General features: G+C 33.7%; 17 protein-coding genes, 2 pseudogenes and 1 riboswitch. Of the genes and pseudogenes, 12 read left to right on the forward strand and 7 right to left on the reverse strand.

The features are described 5' to 3' along the window. Positions 1 to 41: 41 nt before the first annotated feature. The 6 genes and pseudogenes from BKP45_RS15900 (at position 42) to BKP45_RS15920 (ending at position 4,860) form a co-directional block, all read left to right on the forward strand. Positions 42 to 995, forward strand: a complete 954-nt coding sequence (locus BKP45_RS15900) for a succinate dehydrogenase/fumarate reductase iron-sulfur subunit (protein ID WP_071390684.1) — start codon at positions 42 to 44, stop codon at positions 993 to 995. Next, entirely contained in the window at positions 995 to 1,876 is an 882-nt protein-coding gene (locus tag BKP45_RS15905; protein WP_071390685.1) for a CoB--CoM heterodisulfide reductase iron-sulfur subunit B family protein, read from the forward strand. Before BKP45_RS15900 ends, BKP45_RS15905 begins: the two co-directional genes overlap by 1 nt. A 359-nt stretch (positions 1,877 to 2,235) precedes the next feature. Next, positions 2,236 to 2,331: pseudogene (locus BKP45_RS21760) on the forward strand (asparagine synthase-related protein); the annotation flags it as partial. A 228-nt stretch (positions 2,332 to 2,559) separates the two neighbouring features. Continuing rightward, positions 2,560 to 3,270: a response regulator transcription factor gene (locus BKP45_RS15910; protein WP_071390686.1), complete on the forward strand. Its 711-nt coding sequence runs from the start codon at positions 2,560 to 2,562 to the stop codon at positions 3,268 to 3,270. Further along, positions 3,257 to 4,663 carry a sensor histidine kinase gene (locus BKP45_RS15915; protein ID WP_071390687.1) on the forward strand — a complete coding sequence of 469 codons (1,407 nt, stop codon included), beginning with the start codon at positions 3,257 to 3,259 and terminating at the stop codon, positions 4,661 to 4,663. Before BKP45_RS15910 ends, BKP45_RS15915 begins: the two co-directional genes overlap by 14 nt. Beyond that, positions 4,660 to 4,860 (forward strand): hypothetical protein, encoded by a 201-nt coding sequence (locus BKP45_RS15920; protein ID WP_071390688.1) that lies wholly within the window; start codon positions 4,660 to 4,662, stop codon positions 4,858 to 4,860. The genes BKP45_RS15915 and BKP45_RS15920 overlap by 4 nt, the downstream gene beginning before the upstream one ends. A 318-nt stretch (positions 4,861 to 5,178) precedes the next feature. Here BKP45_RS15920 and BKP45_RS15925 read toward each other — a convergent pair. After that, a pseudogene (locus tag BKP45_RS15925) lies at positions 5,179 to 7,598 on the reverse strand (Na+/H+ antiporter subunit A). A gap of 230 nt (positions 7,599 to 7,828) precedes the next feature. Here BKP45_RS15925 and BKP45_RS15930 point away from each other — a divergent pair. The 3 genes from BKP45_RS15930 to BKP45_RS15940 all read left to right on the forward strand — a co-directional run bounded on the left by BKP45_RS15930 (position 7,829) and on the right by BKP45_RS15940 (position 10,952). Next, entirely contained in the window at positions 7,829 to 8,287 is a 459-nt protein-coding gene (locus tag BKP45_RS15930) for a CopY/TcrY family copper transport repressor (RefSeq protein WP_071390689.1), read from the forward strand. Positions 8,288 to 8,434: 147 nt separating this feature from the next. After that, on the forward strand, positions 8,435 to 10,675 hold the full coding sequence (locus tag BKP45_RS15935; RefSeq protein ID WP_071390690.1) for a heavy metal translocating P-type ATPase: 2,241 nt from the start codon (positions 8,435 to 8,437) through the stop codon (positions 10,673 to 10,675). Positions 10,676 to 10,730: 55 nt separating this feature from the next. Beyond that, on the forward strand, positions 10,731 to 10,952 hold the full coding sequence (locus BKP45_RS15940; RefSeq protein ID WP_071390691.1) for a heavy-metal-associated domain-containing protein: 222 nt from the start codon (positions 10,731 to 10,733) through the stop codon (positions 10,950 to 10,952). A gap of 588 nt (positions 10,953 to 11,540) precedes the next feature. Here BKP45_RS15940 and BKP45_RS15945 read toward each other — a convergent pair. Next, on the reverse strand, positions 11,541 to 12,083 hold the full coding sequence (locus BKP45_RS15945) for a class I SAM-dependent methyltransferase (RefSeq protein WP_071390692.1): 543 nt from the start codon (positions 12,081 to 12,083) through the stop codon (positions 11,541 to 11,543). 469 nt (positions 12,084 to 12,552) lie between these two features. Between BKP45_RS15945 and BKP45_RS15950 the strand changes: the two genes are divergently transcribed. Then, positions 12,553 to 12,792 (forward strand): hypothetical protein, encoded by a 240-nt coding sequence (locus BKP45_RS15950; RefSeq protein ID WP_071390693.1) that lies wholly within the window; start codon positions 12,553 to 12,555, stop codon positions 12,790 to 12,792. A gap of 403 nt (positions 12,793 to 13,195) precedes the next feature. On the opposite strand, the gene BKP45_RS15955 is transcribed toward BKP45_RS15950, so the two are convergent. Together BKP45_RS15955 and BKP45_RS15960 are read right to left on the reverse strand one after the other, a co-directional pair. Continuing rightward, positions 13,196 to 13,543, reverse strand: coding sequence for an AbrB/MazE/SpoVT family DNA-binding domain-containing protein (locus BKP45_RS15955; RefSeq protein ID WP_071390694.1), 348 nt, complete (start codon positions 13,541 to 13,543; stop codon positions 13,196 to 13,198). A gap of 177 nt (positions 13,544 to 13,720) precedes the next feature. Beyond that, entirely contained in the window at positions 13,721 to 15,208 is a 1,488-nt protein-coding gene (locus BKP45_RS15960) for a HAMP domain-containing methyl-accepting chemotaxis protein (RefSeq protein WP_071390695.1), read from the reverse strand. Between the two features lie 303 nt (positions 15,209 to 15,511). Between BKP45_RS15960 and BKP45_RS15965 the strand changes: the two genes are divergently transcribed. Further along, positions 15,512 to 16,186 (forward strand): TVP38/TMEM64 family protein, encoded by a 675-nt coding sequence (locus BKP45_RS15965; protein ID WP_071390696.1) that lies wholly within the window; start codon positions 15,512 to 15,514, stop codon positions 16,184 to 16,186. A gap of 114 nt (positions 16,187 to 16,300) precedes the next feature. On the opposite strand, the gene BKP45_RS15970 is transcribed toward BKP45_RS15965, so the two are convergent. The 3 genes from BKP45_RS15970 to BKP45_RS15980 form a co-directional block, all read right to left on the reverse strand. Then, on the reverse strand, positions 16,301 to 17,026 hold the full coding sequence (locus BKP45_RS15970; RefSeq protein WP_071390697.1) for a hypothetical protein: 726 nt from the start codon (positions 17,024 to 17,026) through the stop codon (positions 16,301 to 16,303). 185 nt (positions 17,027 to 17,211) lie between these two features. Then, positions 17,212 to 17,685: a hypothetical protein gene (locus BKP45_RS15975; RefSeq protein WP_071390698.1), complete on the reverse strand. Its 474-nt coding sequence runs from the start codon at positions 17,683 to 17,685 to the stop codon at positions 17,212 to 17,214. Beyond that, the gene (locus BKP45_RS15980) at positions 17,661 to 19,004 is read right to left on the reverse strand and encodes a voltage-gated chloride channel family protein (RefSeq protein ID WP_071390699.1); all 1,344 of its coding nucleotides are present in this window, start codon (positions 19,002 to 19,004) and stop codon (positions 17,661 to 17,663) included. The genes BKP45_RS15975 and BKP45_RS15980 overlap by 25 nt, the downstream gene beginning before the upstream one ends. Before the next feature lie 41 nt (positions 19,005 to 19,045). Further along, a riboswitch (Fluoride riboswitch) is annotated at positions 19,046 to 19,109 on the reverse strand. A 225-nt stretch (positions 19,110 to 19,334) separates the two neighbouring features. On the opposite strand from BKP45_RS15980, the gene BKP45_RS15985 reads away from it, so the two are divergent. Further along, positions 19,335 to 21,392, forward strand: a complete 2,058-nt coding sequence (locus BKP45_RS15985) for a transglycosylase domain-containing protein (protein WP_211272983.1) — start codon at positions 19,335 to 19,337, stop codon at positions 21,390 to 21,392. Positions 21,393 to 21,729: the final 337 nt, after the last annotated feature.

The raw sequence follows: 21,729 nt of genomic DNA on the forward strand, positions 1-21,729 counted from the left end.
GTTAAGATTACAAAGTATAAACCAGAGGAGCGAAAATACTAATGGAAAAATTTATTTTTAGAATTCATCGCTATGACGGGACAACCAAGTGGGTTCAAGAATATCAATTCCCTTATGAAAAAAATAAAACTGTCCTTTGGGCATTAACAAAAATTAAAGATGAAATGGATCCGACATTAAACTTTACTTCTGCCTGTCGTCACGCTATTTGTGGGAGCTGTGGAGTAAGAATTAACGGAACATCTTATCTAGGCTGTAAAACGCCACTAGATGAAATCATCGAAACGTTCGAAACAAATGTTTTAACATTTGAACCGTTACAAAATTATGAAGTAATTAGAGATTTAGTTATTGATTGGAAGCCAAAAGTGGAGAAGCTTAAGCTTGTTAAGCCATGGTTAATCCCTTCTGAGGACGGAAGTGTAGAGAAAGGCTTTAAGCAAAGTGAAGCAGAATTTGCGAAAATTGCTTCACCAACTGCCTGTATTCTTTGTGGGGTATGTACATCAGAGTGTGGACAGCTAAATGTAAATGATGGTGGGTATCTTGATCCGTTCGTTTTAAATAAAGCTTACCGTTTTGCTGTTGATTCAAGAGATGCTGATCCACTACAACGTATTCAGCCAGTACTAGAAAATGAATTATGGAAATGTATTCACTGTATGCAGTGTGTAACGAACTGTCCAAAAGGTATTCCGTTAACAGACCAAATTGCCTACTTACGAAAAGTTTCGATGAAAATGGGTGCTAAAGATAACCAAGGTGCTCGCCATGCTTATGCATTCTATGATGATGTTCACAAGACTGGTAGATTAAATGAAATGATGTTACCAATTAAGACCGATGGAATGGCAAAGACAATTGGAAAACGAGTTCCGATGGCTACACGAATGATTTTAAAAGGGAAAATTAATCCACTACACATGCCAAAGAAAGTAAAAGGTATAGAGGGAATAAGAAAGATTTATCAATATGCCCAGGAGGTGAGCCAATAATGAGATACGGATTTTTTCCAGGTTGTACGTTAGAATCTGCCGCTGGAGAATTAATGATTTCTACAAAAAAGGTAGCAAATGCTCTAGGGATCGAACTCATTGAGCTCGAAGGTTGGACTTGTTGTGGTGCGAGTCATATTCAAGATGTGGATGACTTTTTAGCAACGAGCGTCAATGCTAGAAACTTAGCGTTAGCTGAAAAGCTAGGTGTACCGTTATTGACGGTTTGTAACACCTGTACACTAATGATTCGAACAACGAAGAACGAGTTAGATAAAGATCCTGAACTTAAGGAAAAGGTTAACAATGGTCTGCAACAATCAGGTCTAGAATATAAAGGTACGAGCGAAGTGACTCATTTACTTTGGGCAATTATTCAAGACTATGGAATTGAAAATTTAAAGAAGCTAGTAAAAAGGCCACTAAAAGGTTTAAAAGTAGCTAACTTTTATGGGTGTCATATTGTAAGACCACCTCAAATTATGGGATTTGAAAATCATCGAAATCCACGTTCGATGGAAATTGTAGCTGAAGCATTAGGTGCTGAGTGCGTTGATTTTGATCAACGATTAGCTTGTTGTGGGTTCCATGCCGTTTTCCCAGCAGAAAAAGAAGTATTAAAACTAACGGCAATCAATTGTATTTCACCAAAAATGGCAGGAGCGCATTGTATCGTGACGCCATGTCCATTATGTCAAATGCAATTAGATATGTATCAACCAGATGCACAAAAAGGATACAGTGGTGATATTGAAATGCCAATTTTACATCTACCACAGTTAATTGGTTTAGCATTAGGATTTAGTCCAGAAGAGCTTGCTATTAATAGACATATTATTGATGCTACATCAGTATTAAGAGTAAACCTGGGTATTACATAAGGACTAAATTTTTCATTAAACGAGATAGCTGAAAACAAGTTGACAGTTTAGGAGAAGATTCAAAAAACAAATTATCCTCTAACTAAATGAGTAAACATATAAAGGTACTACAAATTGCTTTGAAAAATGAAAAGCAACCTACACTATAGGTTACTTTTCATTTTTTGTACGTCCTATAGATGCACTCTTTGGTGAAAATCCTGAAAAATGAAGGCAATAGTAGCTGAAACTTAATGTTAGGAAAATAGAAGTTACAAGGAGCTTACAGAATTCAATAAATTAATAATAAGTTCATAGATTATACATAATTTCTATCTAATATATAGTCTTGAGATTTTAGAAAATTAAAAGATTAAATTAAATTAGCAAGTAAACATGTAAAAGTAGTATTATCAGGAGAGGGTGCAGATGAACTATTTGGAGGGTATGGTATATACAAAGAGCCACTTTCGTTGAATATATCCTCAAGCTATTAGAAAAACACAGAAAAGGAAATTACAATAGCAAAAGTAATTACTTTATTAGTAAACAAAGTTTCGATTTTAGTCGACATATTTGAACTATACTTACTTTTATTGAAGGTATTTATGAAAATTCAGTTGGAAATGAAATGCCACAATTTATAAATTGAGTTGGCACATCTTTATTCTTTAAAGTCATTATTTGAATGAGGTATTTAATTTATGGAGAAAAAACGAGTGTTAATTGTTGATGATGAATGGAAAATGCGAAAATTAATAGAAATATTTTTAATAAGTGAAGGGTTTGAAGTTAGAGAAGCTCAAGATGGTTACGAAGCAATAAACATTGTGAAGCAATTTTCAATTGATTTGATTATTCTTGATTTAATGATGCCTGAAATTGACGGTATTGAGGTTTGCAAACGAATCCGCGAAATAAATAAAATCCCAATTATTATGTTAACTGCTAAGAGAGAAACAAAAGATAAAGTAGAAGGTCTAAATAGCGGAGCAGATGATTATTTAACTAAGCCCTTTGAAAAAGAGGAATTATTAGCAAGAATTAATGCTCTACTTCGTAGAACAGAATCTCAAGGGGAATATGAAAGTAATAAGACAATTACTTTCAATGAGATAACATTAAATTGGGATTCAAGAAAGGTGTTGATCCGAGATAATGAAGTAGATTTTACTCCTAAGGAGTTTCATTTACTTTATAGTCTAGCCAAACATCCTAGTAGGGTCTTCACAAGAGAACAGTTGTTATATCAAATTTGGGGTGACGAGCATCTTAGTGATATCCGTACAGTGGATACACATGTAAAAAACATAAGATTAAAAATATTGAAAGCTGGATTAAGCTTTTCACCGATTCGAACGGTGTGGGGGGTAGGGTATCAGTTTGAGCAGAGGGCTAAAAATGAACCTAAATAGAATAGATTTAAAACTAGGTGGGACGATTACTGCTCTATTTTTGGCGTTATTATTTCCTTTAGGATTTGTTATTCATGAAATTTTTTCTGGCTTTTATTTTAATACTGTAGAAGAAAATACTCAACAAATCTCTTCTCAATATGCTTCTCTAATTGCCAGCAACCACGACAAAGGTATATTTGAAGTACTAAATTTGATGGCTGCTTTATCACAAAATTTGTTGTATGTAGTAGATGACAGCGGTAATGTCGTTGTTTCTAATGTTAAATATACTCAAGTTGGTGACAAAATTTCAACCGAGGAATTAGCAAATCTTAAAAAAGGGCTTATTCAGGAGAATATATATGATGAAACACACCATAAAACTTACTATATTTCTGGATCATCGATTTTTTTAGACAATAAATTTTTGGGTGCAGTATATATTTTAACACCAATTGAAGGTGTCATAGCTTCTTTAGAAAAGATTAGACGCTTAATATTTTTCGCTGCTCTAGGATCTTTTTTTCTTGCAATTGGGTTTACGCTCATTCTTTCAAAAAAATTATCATATCCCTTAATACAAATGGAGCAAGTTACGAGAAGAATTGCCAAAGGGAACCTAGATACCAAATTACAAGTATCTTCGAAAGATGAGATAGGTTCACTAGGTGAAGCTATAAATGATCTAGCAGAAGATCTAAGAAGGTATAGAAATGGTAGAAATGAATTTTTTGCTAACATTTCTCATGAATTACGAACTCCATTAACTTATATTAAAGGGTATTCAAGAGTTTTAAAAGAAGAGTTATATAAATCTAATGAAGAAAAAAACCAATACTTAAACATTATCGATAATGAAACAACACGATTAACCAACTTGATTAGTGATTTGTCAGACTTATCGATGATTGAAGAAGGAAAGATTAATTTAAATAATGTATTTATTGATGTTTCTGAACTTGTTGAAGAAGTTTATCTTAAAACAAAATTTAGAGCACAAGAAAAAGGGTTAGGTTATACTTTGGAAAAGCCTTCTGAACCTCCTTTGATTTTAGGAGACGAACTAAGATTGGAACAAATATTTATAAATTTAATTGAAAACGCAATTCGTTATACCGATAGTGGCAAAGTGAGTATCGAAATTGTAACGAAACAGAAGGTAGTAAAAATAGTTATTATGGATACAGGAGTTGGTATATCCGCTGAAGATTTACCATTTATATTTGAACGTTTTTACCGAGTGGAAAAATCTCGTTCACGTAAGTATGGAGGATCTGGACTAGGATTATCAATTGTAAAGAGACTAGTAGAATTACAAAATGGTACGATAACCATAAAAAGTAAACTAAATGTAGGGACAACCGTGGTCGTTACATTCCCACTGTCTACGAAAGAGGGAGAGAGAATGTGAAAAAAGCCGAATGGGTAACTGCAACCATTTTTATTGTTATAGGTCTGATGTGCTTAACAATGGTTATCATTATAAGTTTAGGTCACTATTCTACATTCGTATTTTTAGGTATATTATTTCAAATTTGTCTATGGTTTGTCATTCCACTCTTAATACTAATTATTATGTATATTGCCATAAAAACTTACAGTAAATAACTAAAAAACCTTTTCTAAATTTATCCCACTCTTAAGGGGCAGTAAGACCCCACCTCAAAACGTAAGAAAATCGGAAAGTTTAGGTGGGGGATTAACTGCCCTTAAAGGTCCGATAAGTTAAACTAACAATCAGTGGGGGATGAAGGAAAACAACCCCCACTGATTGAAGTTCAGCTTTATTAAATGATTTTATCTTTAAGCCTTAAATTGAAGGAACGATACTTATATAATTTAATTAGGAACCATAACCAGTTGAAAAATAGAAAAGTACACCAATTAATTGGTGTACTTTTGTGTTTTTTTGAAGGCTGTTTTACTTTAAACATCTTTTTCGGTTACTTTTAATTTAATTAATGTGACAATCCCTAATCCTGCAATCCCTAGTACAATGATTTCAAGTAAAGTATCAAAACCGCGAAAATTAACAATAATGACATTAACGATATTTTTTTCCGCCAGCAAGTGTATATGAATTTTCAATAAAATATTGAGAAATCGATTCAAATCCTATTGAATTACGTATAGAATGAACACTAAGAGCAATAAGCGTTATAATTCCCCCTACCCCTAAAGATATTATTAGATTAATAAATTTAAAAGTAGGTTTAAATTTTTCTTTTCTAAGTTCAGGTAAATGGTAAAAGCAAGCGATACATAACACTAACATTATTGTTTCAACTAAGATCTGGGTTAAAGCCAAATCAGGAGCTCTGAAAATGACAAATAGAAGAGCTATTAAGTAACCGCTGACTCCGGTAATAAGAACAACAGTGACTCTATTATTGATAAATGGAATACTAACAACAGTTGTGATCAATAATAGGGTGACTATCCATATATATATTGGAATAGGTGTAAGATTACTAGTATCAATGGAAAAAGCATTAAATCGAACCATAGTAAAACCTAAAATAAATAGTATAAATGTTAACATATATACTAGATAATCTCTTAAAAGTCCTGTCATTTGTAAGCGTGTTAAATAAGTAGATGAACGTATTAACCAATTTAAAGAAATATCGTACACTCTATTTAATGGATCTTTTTGCGTAAAAATATGATAGGTGTTCATGTGACGACGATAAATAAAATAGAGAATGGAGCCAACGATGATAACGCCGATCGTCATCATTAATTCGATATTAAATCCATGCCAAGCGTAAATGTTTACGTAAAACTTTTCATTTGAATTTAGAGCATTAGGAAAAATAGCAGACATAGCAGGCTCTAATATGGTATAGGAAAGAATGTTTGGATAAAAAAATAACAAAATGACCATTGATGCTAAGATAATAGGACTAATTAATAAACCTAAAGATGCTTCGTGAGGCATTTTTTTCAATTTATTTTGGTTAAATTTTCCAGTGAAAGTCCGAAAAATAAAAATAAAGCTGTATAAAAATGTAAAAATACTAGCTATCCATGCAAGGATAGGAAGTAAATATCCCCATGGGTTCATAGGGAAAAAACTAATTTGCGAAGCATTAATTATCCCGGTATAAAACATTTCTTTACTTAAAAAACCATTAAATGGTGGAAGACCTGCCATTGAAAACCCACCTATGATAGCCAATGTAAAACTAATAGGCATAAATGTCATTAATCCTCCAAGTTTACGTATATCTCTTGTTCCCGTTTCATGATCGATAATCCCAACAATCATAAAAACAGTCCCCTTAAATGTAGCGTGATTAATTAAATGAAATAAAGCAGCCAAGCTTGCAACAAAATAGAAACTTGTTTCATTTGAGTAACCGTAGTTTACCGCTGGCGATCCTATACCTAACAATGTCACAATTAAGCCTAATTGGCTGATTGTTCCAAAAGCAACAAGTAAGTGATTTAAGGTCTGTTTGTTTGACGGCTGAATAAGCTCCCAAAACTAAAGTTACAGTACCGACACTTATAATAATCCAGAACCATTCAACGGAACCACCAAAAATCGGGTTAAACCGTGCTATTAAATAGATCCCTGCTTTAACCATAGTTGCTGAATGTAAATACGCACTGACAGGTGTTGGCGCTTCCATTGCATCAGGTAGCCATATATGAAACGGAAATTGTGCTGATTTTGTGAAAGCACCTAATAAGATAAGGATAAGGGTAGGTAGAAACAGTGGATTGTTAGTTAATAGATGAGATTGGTCAATAATTTCTCGAATGCTAAATGTACCTGTCATTATAAATAACAAAATAAATCCAGTTAACATGGCAAATCCACCAAAAACGGTTATTAACATTGATTTTTGAGCACCATAGGTTGATTTTTCTCGATGGTACCAAAAACCAATTAATAATGCAGAAGCTAAACTTGTTAATTCCCAAAAAATATAGAGGACAATAAGGTTGTCAGAAAGAACGACCCCTAACATTGCACCCATGAAAATTAATAGAAAAACATAGAAGTTAGATAAATTTTCTTTACCTTTAGGTAAATAAAAGATGGAATATAAAACGACTAACGCTCCAATCCCAGTTATTAATAATGAAAAGAGTAAACTTAAACCATCTAAATAAATGGTAAAATTAATACCTAATGAGGGTACCCAGGAATATACTTCCTTTTTTACTTCACCATTACTATTTAAAGGAATAAATTTAAAGAAATAAATAAAAAGAATTAGTTTAAAGAAAAATATACACCAACCAGGGTGAATTTTATAAACAAACTTGTTTAAAAGAGGAATACTGACAGCAAATAAAAGTGGTGCTAGAACAATAATATGTAACAGTGACAAACAAAACCTCTCCTTTAACTATGAAAATAAAATAATTCTATTTATTTTTATCAAACTAATATGAAGTAATTGTGAATTTTTTCCTGGTAAATAAAAATAAATCCTTACTCGTATAAGTAGAAAAATAACTTTAATTATTTGATTGACAATAATCGTTTACGAGTGTAAACTTTAATTAAACACCAACGATTACAATTGTAAACAGAAAAGAACAGGAGGTGAGGTCCCACATGACAACAGACGTAGAAACAAAAATTACAGAATCAGAATGGGAAGTCATGCGTGTAGTTTGGACATTAAAAAGAGTGACAAGTAAAGAAATTATCACTATTTTACAAGATAAGAAAGATTGGAAACCCGCAACGACAAAAACTTTTATAGGGCGTCTTGTAAAAAAAGGAATGCTAAATACAGAAGCGAGTGGAAAACGCTACCTCTACACAGCGGCTATAAATGAAGAGGAAACATTAAAAAATCTTATCACTGGATTTTTTGATAATATCTGTACTAAAGAAGTTGGAAAAACTATAGGAAATCTGATTTCAGAGGCAACATTAAGTGTTGATGACATCATTTTGTTAGAGAGAATTTTAGAAGAAAAGAAAAAAGATGCCGTTGAAGAAGTGAAATGTAATTGCGCTCCTGGCCAATGTCGATGTAAAAATTATCATTGTATGAAACATAACTAACAATAATTTAGCGTTAACATTAAATGTTCAAGTTGTAGTAAATCAATGAAATAAAGCAATCTAATTGCTTTATTTCAATTTTTTAAACATATATACCCTACCCCTGTATTGTATGGGTATATTAAATTTAACGATGAGGTGAATGAAATGGAAAAAACACTTTTTTCTGTAAGAGGAATGACTTGCTCTTCCTGTGTTAATCGAGTAGAAAAGAAAATATCGAAAATACCAGGTGTACATTCTGTGAATGTTAATTTAGCCGCCAATCAAGCACAAGTATCTTATGATAATAGAGTAGCTGAACCAAAACATATCATAGAAGCAATCGAAGGTATTGGTTATAGCGGAAATGTCATTGATGATACAAATGAAGTGGATGTCAGTCTTGAGCAAGAAAAAGAAACAAAAAAATTAAAAAAGGATTTCATTTTTGGTGCCATCTTAACGTCTATCGTCCTTATTGGAAGTATCCCTCATATGTTTCTTGGATGGGGAGACTGGGTGCCAAGCTTCATGTCAAATCCGTATTGGCTACTTCTATTAACTAGTTTTGTCCAGTTGGGACCAGGGTGGCGTTTTTACAGTAATAGTTATAAAGTATTAAAAAATAAATCAGCTGACATGAATGTACTTGTAGCGATGGGTACAACAGCTGCCTGGTTTTATAGTGGGGCTATGACGTTGTTCCCTACTACTCTATCTAATATTGGTTTTCCTTATCAATTGTACTATGACGTAACAACGGTAATTACTACGCTTATTATTCTCGGTCGTTATCTCGAGGCAAAGGCAAAAGGGGAGACCTCTTCTGCCATCAAAAAATTAATGAATTTACAGGCCAAAACAGCTACTGTAGTACGTAATGGAAATGAAGTAGAGATACCTGTAGAAAACGTTATTATCAATGATATCATCGTCGTGCGTCCTGGAGAAAGAATACCCGTGGATGGGGAAGTAATTAAAGGGAAATCTTCTGTTGATGAATCGATGCTGACAGGAGAATCTATCCCTGTTGAAAAAGAAGTTGGCAGTGAAGTAATTGGAGCCACAATAAACAAAACAGGTAGTTTTACACTAAAAGCTACAAAAATCGGGAAAGATAGCGCGCTTTCTCAAATTATCCGCTTGGTTAATGAAGCACAAGGGTCAAAAGCTCCTATACAACGTGTAGTAGATAAAATCTCTGCTTATTTCGTTCCAGCTGTCGTTATCTTGGCACTTATTAGTTTCGTTGTATGGTGGGCAATTGGTCCAGAACCTGCGTTTATCGTCGGACTTACGTCATTTATTTCTGTATTAATAATAGCATGCCCATGTGCACTCGGTTTAGCTACTCCAACTGCTATTATGGTTGGTACAGAAAAAGGTGCTGAAAATGGTATTTTAATCAAAGACGCAGCCAGTATTGAAAGGACAAACAAAGTTACTACTGTAGTATTAGACAAAACAGGTACGCTAACTGACGGGAAACCTACAGTAACTGATATTATTACCAGCCATACATTTTCAGAGGTTGAATTATTAAAGCTCGTAGCCTCAGTTGAAAAAGTGTCTGAGCATCCATTAGGAGAAGCAATCGTTCAGGAAGCTAAAAATAGACAATTAAATCTCCAAGACCCAGATACTTTCGAGGCAGTAACAGGTCATGGATTAATTGGAACTATTGATAATAAAGAGATATTAGTTGGTAATATAAAATTCATGAACGATCATAACGTTACAAATCATGAGATGAAACAAATTGCAGAAGGTCTGGCGGATCAAGGAAAAACACCAATGTTTGTAGCAGTTAACGGAGAGTACGCAGGTATTATTGCAGTGGCAGATACCTTAAAGAATGACACTGTTCCTGCAATTAAAGCACTAAAATCCATGGGAATCAAGGTGATTATGCTTACCGGAGATCATTACCGGACTGCAAAAGCCATTGCAAAAGAAGCGGGTATTGATGAGTTTATTGCTGAGGTCCTACCAGAGCATAAAGCAGCAGAAGTGAAGAAATTACAAGAAGGTAATGAAGTTGTAGCTATGGTGGGAGACGGTATTAATGATGCCCCTGCCTTGGCGCAAGCCGATGTTGGTATTGCAATAGGAACGGGAACAGATGTAGCGATGGAAACCGCTAATATTACATTAATGCGAGGAAACATCATGAGTGTCGTCACATCGCTAAAGTTAGCGAAGTCAACCATGCACATGATTTGGCAAAACTTAGGATGGGCGTTCGGTTATAATGTAGTTTTAATTCCAGTTGCTGCTGGAATACTCTATCCATTTATCGGAATTTTTCTAAATCCAGCATTAGCGGGGGCTGCAATGGCTTTTAGTTCCGTGTCAGTAGTATTAAATACAATGAGACTTAAAAAGTTTAAATCAGTTACGCTTTAACTCCCTTTCGCAATTTCGTGCAGGGAAAATATAAATTACAAGGAGAGATATAAAAATGAAAAAGGTGGAAATTTCTGTTCGAGGGATGAGTTGTGGACATTGTGTTAGTACAATTGAAGGTGCACTAACACAAATGGATGGTGTTTCTAGTGCTAAGGTTAACCTAGAAAAAAATAAGGTAACCGTTAACTTGGATACTACGAAAATTCATGTTCTACAAATTGAAGAGGTTGTCAATGGATTAGGATATAATGTTGGCTGTCATCAAGTAATATAGAATAGTAGATTATAAAAATCGTTGGAAATAAATGCCTAGCATCAAATTGCTAGGCATTGTCTTTTATCCCACTCTTAAGGGACAGTAAGACCCCCACCTCAAAACGTAAGGAAATCGGAAAGTTTAGGTGGGGGATTAACTGCCCCTAAAGGTCCGATATAGAATAACTTTCATCGGCGAAAGCTGATGATTAGTTATTCTTATGCCCGTGGTATAAGTTAAACTAACAATCAGTGGGGGATGAAGGAAAACCCCCACTGATTGAAGTTCAGCTTTATGATCAATATATCATTTTGGCACTTAATTATAACAGTAGTAGAACAAACTTTGAGTAGTCGCTTAAATGTTATAAAATAACACACTCAATCTCATGTCCTAATTCGTACATAAGCAAAACAATGGAGTTTTGAAATACAAAAAATATACTGCCATTCCTACACAAGTTAATTACCAAATACAAAAGTGAAGAGAGTTATTAGAAACTATTTTAACCTGTTGAATATTTCTTTGTTGATTAAAAGCTTGTCCATTAAACATATAGGAGAGAAAGTAAAATAGTGAATTTTTAAAGAGTGAATTCAATTGGATTTAAACTTTTTGACAAACATAAATGAATGCAGGGGGTAAGTTTAAAGGAACAAATTTAATTGTTGTTTCACTAAATATCTCTTTAATCATCCCGAAATGGATAGGAGTATATTGAAATCCAATTAATTTACCACCAGGTTTTAATAGATCGTAGGATTGCCATAAAAGATCTCCAATTTGACTTTTGGAAAAGTTTAATAATGGTAGACTATTAAAAATAATATCAACTTTATTTTGTAAAGTATGTAACTGGTCTATTAGTAGGAAGGCATCGTTATACAGAATTGTATTATTGTAGTTTCGTAGTACGTCTATTAATTGTTCATCCTTTTCAAAAATAATTAGCGGATGAATTAATGAGACATTTTTAAGAATTACTTCTGTTATTACCCCGGTTCCCGCACCGAGTTCGACTACGATTGAGTTGCAATTGATCGAAGATTCGCTGATCATTTTTTGGGCTAGCTTTTTTGAACTTGGGGTAATACTACCGATTGTACCTGGAGAATTTAAAAAACTTTTTAAAAATAAATATCTACTCATGTTTTACTCCTTTGGCGTTTAATTTTATCCCACTCTTAAGGGACAGTAAGATCCCCACCTCAAAACGTAAGAAAATCTAAAAGTTTAGTTGGGGGATTAACTGCTCCTAAAGGTCCGATATAGAATAACTTTCATCGGCGAAAGCTGATGATTAGTTATTCTTATGCCCGTGGTATAAGTTAAACTAACAATCAGTGGGGGATGAAGGAAAAACCCCCACTGATTGAAGTTCAGCTTTATTTCTATCATAAAGGATGAATATGTAAAAATTATGAAGAAGGTAGCAATTCTTACTAGATGAGAGCTTCTGATGAGTAAAAAAAATAGTTTGAAGTTGATTGTGTATTTATGCCGGAATTTAACAAGGTTGGACACTTGACCTAACTTATACAAACTTTCTTAATTTTTCCTTCATAGATTTTGGGTATTCTATATTAAGGGTATAAATTAATATTTTGGAGATGATGTCATGGACATGAGGATTGTGGAAACCTTAGGTCAATTGGTATGGAAGATAATGGTTGTGATGATGACGGTTATAGTGACGGTGGTTACAGTTATGTTAGTTACGGTAATAATGGTAATGATGGTCATGGTTCCAGTTAATATGGTAAGAGTTTTAAAAGATGCTATAAAAAACAAAAATAGGTGGTTTTATAACAGTCCGGTAGTAAATATAAGAACAGGAAAACTAAAAAATATCGTATAACCTTCAAGAAACTTCAATAATAGGTCATTATATCGTTAGCTTTAAAAAAAGTGAATAATCTATAAAAATAGCCACCATATTAATGGCGGCTATTGTATTTCTATTCATATATTAACATTATTGAATATTTCAGTTAACCATCATATTTAGATTATTTAGGAATGTTTTTTAGACAACCAATGGTTTACATTTTAATCAAACTGATTTGAACTTAAGGGTCATAGACCCCCATCTCTAAGCGTAGCGTAGGTGGGAACTTCCATTCAGGTGGAGTTGAGACTCCATCTGAATTTCCGATGTTCTAGCGAAGCTAGAACGAGTTCTCTAGATTTTTCCTTTATAAATTACCTATTTACTAGTTTTTCGTATTAAACAATACAAATTTTCTCCACTAATTCTTATTTCATTTCTTTTTCATTAAAACCATAATTCTGTTATTAATGTTATAAATCTTAAACTGATCACCTCTCTTTATATTTAAATATCTACGTAATTCAACAGGAATTGTAATTATATTACTTTTACTTACTATTATTTTGTTATCTATAGTATCATGTATTGCTTTACTAATTAGTAAGGCTTCTTGATTGTTTGAAAAGCCTACATTAACTAAATCTCCAGGACTTATAGATAATATTTCCCTAATCAATTTCGGTATTCTAACGGTAAACCGAGTTGAAACTGTACATTCTATTATCATATCTATAGCTTTATTTAATTCGACAGGGACACTATAATTTTTTGTATACAACAATATCACCTCAATATCAGTTTTGTCGGAAAAATGTTCGACAAGTTCAACATGTTGCTCATTACCTTACTTAACATAAGCACAGTGGTATAGTTTAACTGATATTGTTGTAGATTTTATGAAGAATACTTTTTTTATACAAATTTAGAAGACTTAAATTTTCGTAATAAAATTTTTTTATTTTAATCTAAATTGATTAATTTCTCCGTCCAATTCAATCGCCATTTGTTTAAGTGAGTCTGCAAATTGTAAAACTTCATTTAGTGACTGCATCTGATCTTCCGAAGAAGATGCCACCTCTTGAAACCTATAACAAAATTCTTTCGTAATCGTATCTATAGATGTCAAATTATCTAAAACTTCTATTGAAGTCAGATACATTAATTCTAGGTGTTTTGTCACTGATATTATTTGCTTTGAAACTTCTTGTGTCTTATTCAGAATAGCATTAAACCCATCACTACCTTTATCAATAATTGCGTTACCGCGAATTACTTCCTTTGTTACTTGCTCCATTCCCCTTCTAGATTTAACGCTACCTTCTTGAATTTCTGAAACTATGCTTGTAATATGTTTCGCATAAGTATCTGTTTGTTCAGCTAATTTTCGCACTTCACTTGCTACAACAGAAAATTCATTCCCGGCTTCTCCAGCTCTTGCAGCTTCGCATGAAGCGTTTAAAGCCAATAAATTTGTTTGAGATGACAGTTGAACAATGGCTTCAGTTATTTTACCGATTTCCTCAGTTTTTGTACTTAAAGACTGAACTTCATTACTTGAAGTAGTAACTACTTTACTAATTAAGCCCATTTGTTCTTTAGCTTTTTTTATCAATATTTCGCCATTTAATGCTTCATTAATGGCATTCTCAGAAGCTTCCTTCACATTTTTTGAATAATTTTCAATTTCTTTTATTCCATTTGTCATATTTCTCATATCGTCAAGACTTTTTTCATTTCCTTTAATAATAAAATTAGTTTCAGTAGCAGTATTTTGAATGGATGTGGAAATTTGTTTTGAAGATTTAACTACATGATTTATCTTTTCTGAAAGCTGGTCTGAAGATAAACGTACATGCTTACTTGAAATGGAAGACTGGGAAAGTAAAAGTTTTAAATTGTCAATCATCTTACTTATTGAATTTGAAAGTTCTCCGACTTCATCTTTTGTTTCTTCTTTTATAAAATCAATATTTAAATTGCCTTTAGTAATTTCGTTTGTTACATTAACAATTTTTATTAAAGGTTTAATAATAAACATACTCAGTTTTCGCCCAATGATTAAAGTACTTACCACTCCTATTATAATAACCAACAGCATTGCTTTTTTTGCTTGAGCAAAATGAAGTAGACTTTCTTGATGAATAACATCTACTCGCAAAAGGTTTTCAATAACTTTCTCATTAAAATCGTTGTGTATATCATTATTAATTATACCGTCGTTTTGTAAGCCCTGAACTTTATCGTGTATATGGAAATTATCTTCTATATCAACTAGTCCATACAGATGTTTTATTGGTAATACTCCTTCTGTATAAATGATATGTAATTCTTCATTCATTTTAGTTAAATAATAGTAACCCATTCCCCCTACCACACTAATAAAAATGGCACCTAATATTACTAGAGAATAAATTTTCGTCGATAATTTAGTATTTGAAAACACGTCCCCACCTCTTTTAAGAAATAATAATTCTCATCTTTCCTTGAATAACATTTTCGTTTATTCATTTTTGATAAAGTATGACACGTAATTTTGGATTATTTATGAAGATATAAATAACGTTTTTTTACAATCCTATAATGATGTATTGCCTATATATTTTGATTTTTTATAACTACATAAAATCATCACATTTTCATATTATAATTAATTTGATGGATTAAAAAAGGGGTATCCTTGGATAAAAATAGAGAGTTTCTTCTTTCATTAATGTTTGAAAAACTGAACTTGAAAAGGAGGGAGGAAATGAAAGTAGTCATTTTTCTTTCGTTCTTAGTAATGATGGCACTTTTACTTTTCAACCAAAAAGAATGGGTAGGATATATAAAAGCTGGAGAATGGTCTACGTTAAAAAAAATGATGGGGGAAGATTTGGGGAGTGTAATGTTAATCACTTTAGGATTTATGTTCATCCAAAATTTATTTTCCTTTGTCCCATTCCTTTTGTTAACAATGTTTAATATATGGTTATTTGGGTTTATATACGGCTACTTTTGGAGTTTAATTGGAAATATTTTAGGGTCACTTCTTGTCTTTTACTTGGCAAGGTACTCACTTTATTCATGGCTTCAAAAACAAAAATATAGTCATGCGGGGATATTGAAAAAAATTGAGGAGAATGGATTTTCGACTATTTTGATTGCTCGAATGCTTCCTATCATTCCTTCAAGTATTATCAACATTGTTAGTGGAGTAAGCAACGTAAAGCAAAAAGATTTTATCTTGAGTACATTTGTTGGTCATGCTCTTTTCGTGCTTATTCTTTCAACTTTCTCATTAGGTTTAATTTCCCTTGACCAACAATATTTAGTTTATTTCTTACTAATTATTATGATTCTTTCTGTTGTGGGACTTAAGATAAGAATAAAAATAAGAAATGACCGAGAAGAGGAAAGAGAATTATTAAGACGGTCAATGTAGAATAAAAGCTAAGTTATAAGAACACCAAATTGGTGTTCTTATTTTTTGAAACAAAACTGAATATTCTTAATTACTTCATGTCAAAAGTTACGAATATGAACACACCAAACCAATTCACCACTGAAAGAAAAACTTCATCGACATCGTAAGCGTCGTATATGCCACGACTCCAATCGCAAATGTTGGAAAGTGTGCTTCGTCATCTGGTGGTAATTCATATTTTAAAACATTTAATATCATTGCACCTGAGATAAAGGCAAAGATCATCGATTCGATCAACGGTGATAATGATATAGTCATCCCCGTGATCCAGCCGACTACGATACCGAGTGCAAGTACATATCTTCCATGTTTATTATAAATATCTGCATCTTCGCGCCATAAGTCGTGGGCAACAGCGACAAAATGGAGCCCAACGGCAATTCCATAAAAAACTGCTTGAATTCCCGATACATTATGAGAAAGAATTGTATATGCGACTAACATGTTATAAAAGCCAAAAAACTTGATTTGTAACCAAAACAGTGCACGAGCCTTCTTTGGATTGCCACTGCGCTGTTCCTTTCGAACGACTTTTTGAATCCCGTAAAAAATTAAAACGCCTAATAGCCCAATAAAATATAATTCCGACTCCATGGTGAAATAGTTTCCATATTTTTTTACTAATATTTGTTCTTTATGTAAGGTAGGTAGAACATAAACGAAAACATAAGATACAGCTAATCCCCCTGAAAAGGAGAACCATTTTAAACGCTGAATACGACCAGAAGGTATTAAATCATTTGCGAGCAAATGAATCATGATAAAAGCAATCCCCATAATAAAGGCATCAATTGACATGGTAAATACTCCTTACTAAGTAAATTCTTTATTAGAGTATCCAAACTAACGATAATCAATGATAACATCATTAAGCATAAATTATTTTAAAAATAAAGAAGCTTCCGCAAATTCTAACCTGCGAAAGCTTTAATTCAGCTATTATATAGTAGAAATCCAACTTTCATCTTTGAAGACGCTTCTAATTAAAGGGATTGTGTTGGTTGCCTGTCCATTTTAAATTTTTCAGGTTTTTCTTCCTCGTACAACTCTATCGTTTTGACGTCATAGCTAAAAACCAATTCTTTAAAATAATGGGGATTAACAATTTCTATACGATCAACTTCTCCAAAAGACGTTTGTATGTCAATTTTTAACTCGTGTTTACCTTCATTTAAGTCATAATATGAAGGACGATTAGTAGGCGGATGTAGCCAAGTTGCCCCATCAGGGTTAAAAGCACCATGAACAAGTTTACCTTTGCCTTTGTTAATATCAATGGTAAAAATGAAAGTACCCGGACTAACAGGTAAAAGAAAGCTAGAATCTCTAGCAGCAAACTGGCCTTTCATACGATATTGTTGTAAGGGTACTGCACTTTTTATCGCACTTTTTGATATATAAGCGAAAAGTGTTACTAGTAGTCCAATAGAAATTAAGATGATAAGGATTTTTTCCATGGGGTTTCCTCCTTTTCTTGAGTTTGTTTTTTGGCTGAAAGTAACGTTTGTTCTTCATGGTGGCTAAACAATCTACTTTTTGAAACCCCGATTTTCTGAGAAGAATAGATCCCTGTATGTCCAGAAAAGAAATAGCTTACCATGGTGGCCATAAACATATAAATGGCTGCATCAGCACCAAAAAGTTCAATTCCCATAATAAAACAAGCAATCGGAGTATTGGTAGCTGCTGCAAATACCGCGATAAAGCCTAGTGCTGCTAAAAATGGTGCAGGTACCCCTAAAAATCCAGAGATCGTGTTTCCTAAAGTTGCCCCTACCACAAATAGTGGGGTCACTTCTCCACCTTGAAACCCTGCTCCTAATGTAATTGATGTTAATAATGTCTTAAGGAAAAAAGCAAATGGTGAAACTTCCGCTTCAAATGAGTCATAGATTAAAGGCAATCCTAAGCCGATATAGTCTGTTGTTCCTAATAACAAGACGATTGTAAGCACTATTAATCCACCAACAAAGCTTCTTAGCATGGGATTAGCAAAATACTTCGCAAATAATGTTTTACTCCAATAAGTCATTTGACTAAATAACATACCAGCTAAGCCAAACAAAACAGCTGCAAATACAACTTTTACGACTAATAGTAACGAAGCTTCAGGGATGAAACCAAGCTCATAATGGCTATGTCCAATTCCCCAAGCGGTAGTGACGTAATCTCCGACAAAACTAGCAACGAAAGCAGGATAGAGAGCTTGATACTTGACAATACCTAAGGCAATAACTTCTAGTCCAAAGACAGTTCCGGCTAATGGAGTCCCAAAAACAGACCCAAATCCTGCACTAATACCACTAATTAAAATAATTTTTCGATCCATTTTATCTAATTTGAACACTTTTCCAACAGACTCTGCCATACTGCTCGCCATCTGAACAGCAGTACCTTCTCGACCGGCTGAGCCACCGAAAAGATGAGTCATGATCGTTCCGAATAAAACGAGAGGAGCCATTCTTAAAGGGATATGCTCTTTTCCACCTTGGATTTGTTCTAAAATTAGATTGTTGCCTTTTCCTGAATTAGCCCCAAATTTCGTATAAGCATAACTAACAATGACACCAGCTACTGGTAATAAATAAAGAAAATAAGGGTTAGAAATCCTTGTCTCCGTGGCCCAATATAAAGTAGCTAGAAAAAGGGCTGAGGCACTACCTGCTAAAATTCCTACTATACTTGAAATAATTAACCATTTAATCAAATAGGAAATTGTCGATAAATGAAGAGAGTTTTTTACAACGTCATGAATAGGGTGTTTTTCAGTTTGCATTATTTTTTTCCTCCTAAAAATAAACAGACTCCTGCCAGCGGATGCTAGCAGGAGTCATTAGCTTTTATTAAGCGGTTAATGGCGAACTCCATCGCCTATGTCGTTTCTGAATGTATCTATTATACTACATTATAAAAATTTGTTAAGTGTTTTTTTAACTGTCTTTTTTTACAAACTTTACTCATTTCATTCAATACTAATTTCCTATATTATTATAGTTACCGTTTTATTAAAGGTTATTTTTAGGAGAATATTCTTATTTATAAACTGTTAGAAATTGTTAGACTTAAAGATAATTGTTCAATAAGTAACTAGAAAGGTGTACAGCAAATGAAACGACAACAGATGAGAAAACAAAAGCAAAAACGTCGTATGATTAAATCAACGTTGATCACAGCAACGCTAGTCTTTTTGATTGTTGCTGCAGTTTTTACAATAATAATTTCCAAAGCATTTGAGGTTGATCTTAGTAAGCTAGAAGAACCGCTGCCAAAACCGTCGGTGATTTTTGATAAAAATGGTGAGGCGGCATCTGAATTAACTTCTGCTAGGTTTACGACTGTACCTTTATCACAAGTTCCAGATGAATTAATTCATGCCATTATCGCTGTCGAAGATCAACGTTTCTTTGACCATTGGGGTGTGGATCTTCGTGGGATCACACGGTCTGCTTGGCGAAATTTTCGAGCGGGTTCTGTTGTTGAAGGTGGGAGTACCATTACACAACAATTAGCCAAAAATCTCTTTTTTACTCATGACAGAACGTACGACCGGAAGTTTCGAGAAGTTGTAACAGCTTACCGAATTGAACGCAAGTACAGCAAAGAAGCCATTTTAGAATTGTATCTAAACCAAATTTATTTTGGCGAGGGAACATGGGGCATTCAAAATGCTGCCAAAATTTATTTTGGTAAAGATGTCGAGGAGATAACGATTTCCGAAGCCGCTCTTTTAGCTGCATTACCGAAAGCTCCAACACATTATTCTCCGTTTCAAAATGAACAGAAAGCTAAAGAACGACGAGATCTTGTATTATTTTTACTTCATCAACAGAACTACATTGATGAAACTGAATATGAACAATCAGTTAGTGAAGCAATCGTTTTAAGAGATTGGGAGATTGACGGTTTGAGAGGTAAATATCCAAGTTATGTTGATTATGTCATTGAAGAAGCGATTGACAAGTATGGGTTTAGCGAAGAGGATATTTTAACCGGCGGCTTGCACATTTTTACGCAAATGGATCCTGATGTACAGAGCGCTATTGAGATCACATATGAAAATGATGAATTATTCCCAACTCAAACAGGTGATCAACTGGTTCAAAGTGCGTCAGTTGTCATTGATCCTTATAGTGGTGGGGTTCGTGGTCTTGTCGGCTATCGGGGCAAGCATGTATATCGTGGTTTTAATCGGGCGACTCAATTAAAGCGGCAACCAGGTTCTGCGATAAAACCGTTAGCAGTATTTGCTCCGGCACTAGAAAATGGCTTTAAACCAACTTCGATGCTTATTGATCAGAAAACGGACTTTAATGGCTATTCACCTAGAAACTATAATGATCGTTATCAAGGGAGAGTTTCCCTTTACAATTCGTTAATTCACTCAATTAATGTTCCGGCAGTAGCATTGTTACATGAAATTGGTGTAGGAGAAGGAATTGATTTTTTACAAAAATCGAATATCCCTCTTCATCAAGATGATCGCAATTTAAGTTTAGCGCTCGGTGGATTCACTAAAGGAGTTTCTCCACTAGAAATGGCTCAAGCATTTGGAATGTTTCCTAATTTAGGTACGATGAAGAAAGCTCATGCAATTACAAAAATTACTTCGAGTACTGGAGAAATATTATTAGAAGTTGAAGAAGAAGAAGTTCAAGTGATGAAACCTGAAAATGCCTATACGATGACAAGAATGTTAATGGGTGTTGTAGAAGAAGGAACGGGAAAAAATGCAGCGCTCGGTCGACCGACCGCTGGAAAAACGGGTACAACCCAATTGCCTAATACCGGAGATTTTCAAGGGGTTAATGGTGTAAGGGATGCTTGGTTCGTTGGATATTCACCTGAATTAGTGACGGCGGTTTGGGTTGGTTATGATAAAGTCGATCCAAGCCATGTGATGCAATCAGCCGGTGGTAATCATCCTGCAAGAATTTTTCAAACGATCATGTCTAGTGCATTACAAGACACAGTTATTTCACCATTTTTGAAACCAACAAATTACCGTGAGGAAGTCTTAAAAGAAACGAAGAAAAAAGAGCAAGAAAAACGAAAAGAGAAGGAAACAGATAAGAAAAAGAAAGAGAAAAAGAAAGAAGCAGAAAAAAGAGATAAACGTGGAAAAGATAGGGAAAATAACCCTGGAAGAGGTAGAGGGAGAGATTAAGGGTAAAGGAAAGAGAACCTACTTTTGAGTAAGGTTCTCTTTTCTAAAAGGTTCATATGCCTGTGTGTGGGTTTCATAGCAATTTAAATGGCTCTATAATAATTGTTGGGGTATCCAAACAATTAGGTTAGTGGTGATATTCTTCTTTTTTGCTTCATGGGCGTAGCCCATGAAGCAAAAAAGAACACGCAACCTACCAATTCTTTTATACTTGAATTGACGAGAAACAAGTAAAAGATTGGGGTTGCGTGTGAGTGAATTTTATCATAGATTTGCCAGGATTGAAAGATGTGCTCATTAAGAAGGTTGAAGAGGTTGATCATGTCATACGATTTTT

Source organism: Anaerobacillus alkalidiazotrophicus (assembly GCF_001866055.1).

What these genes read in the sequence shown, in the direction of transcription:
- BKP45_RS15935 (WP_071390690.1), top strand. Translation starts at nt 8,435, where the DNA reads ATGGAAAAAACACTTTTTTCTGTAAGAGGAATGACTTGCTCTTCCTGT.
- BKP45_RS15900 (WP_071390684.1), top strand. Translation starts at nt 42, where the DNA reads ATGGAAAAATTTATTTTTAGAATTCATCGCTATGACGGGACAACCAAG.
- BKP45_RS15910 (WP_071390686.1), top strand. Translation starts at nt 2,560, where the DNA reads ATGGAGAAAAAACGAGTGTTAATTGTTGATGATGAATGGAAAATGCGA.
- BKP45_RS15985 (WP_211272983.1), top strand. Translation starts at nt 19,335, where the DNA reads ATGAAACGACAACAGATGAGAAAACAAAAGCAAAAACGTCGTATGATT.
- BKP45_RS15950 (WP_071390693.1), top strand. Translation starts at nt 12,553, where the DNA reads ATGGACATGAGGATTGTGGAAACCTTAGGTCAATTGGTATGGAAGATA.
- BKP45_RS15980 (WP_071390699.1), bottom strand. Translation starts at nt 19,004, where the DNA reads ATGCAAACTGAAAAACACCCTATTCATGACGTTGTAAAAAACTCTCTT.
- BKP45_RS15915 (WP_071390687.1), top strand. Translation starts at nt 3,257, where the DNA reads ATGAACCTAAATAGAATAGATTTAAAACTAGGTGGGACGATTACTGCT.
- BKP45_RS15965 (WP_071390696.1), top strand. Translation starts at nt 15,512, where the DNA reads ATGAAAGTAGTCATTTTTCTTTCGTTCTTAGTAATGATGGCACTTTTA.
- BKP45_RS15970 (WP_071390697.1), bottom strand. Translation starts at nt 17,026, where the DNA reads ATGTCAATTGATGCCTTTATTATGGGGATTGCTTTTATCATGATTCAT.
- BKP45_RS15975 (WP_071390698.1), bottom strand. Translation starts at nt 17,685, where the DNA reads ATGGAAAAAATCCTTATCATCTTAATTTCTATTGGACTACTAGTAACA.
- BKP45_RS15930 (WP_071390689.1), top strand. Translation starts at nt 7,829, where the DNA reads ATGACAACAGACGTAGAAACAAAAATTACAGAATCAGAATGGGAAGTC.
- BKP45_RS15940 (WP_071390691.1), top strand. Translation starts at nt 10,731, where the DNA reads ATGAAAAAGGTGGAAATTTCTGTTCGAGGGATGAGTTGTGGACATTGT.
- BKP45_RS15905 (WP_071390685.1), top strand. Translation starts at nt 995, where the DNA reads ATGAGATACGGATTTTTTCCAGGTTGTACGTTAGAATCTGCCGCTGGA.
- BKP45_RS15945 (WP_071390692.1), bottom strand. Translation starts at nt 12,083, where the DNA reads ATGAGTAGATATTTATTTTTAAAAAGTTTTTTAAATTCTCCAGGTACA.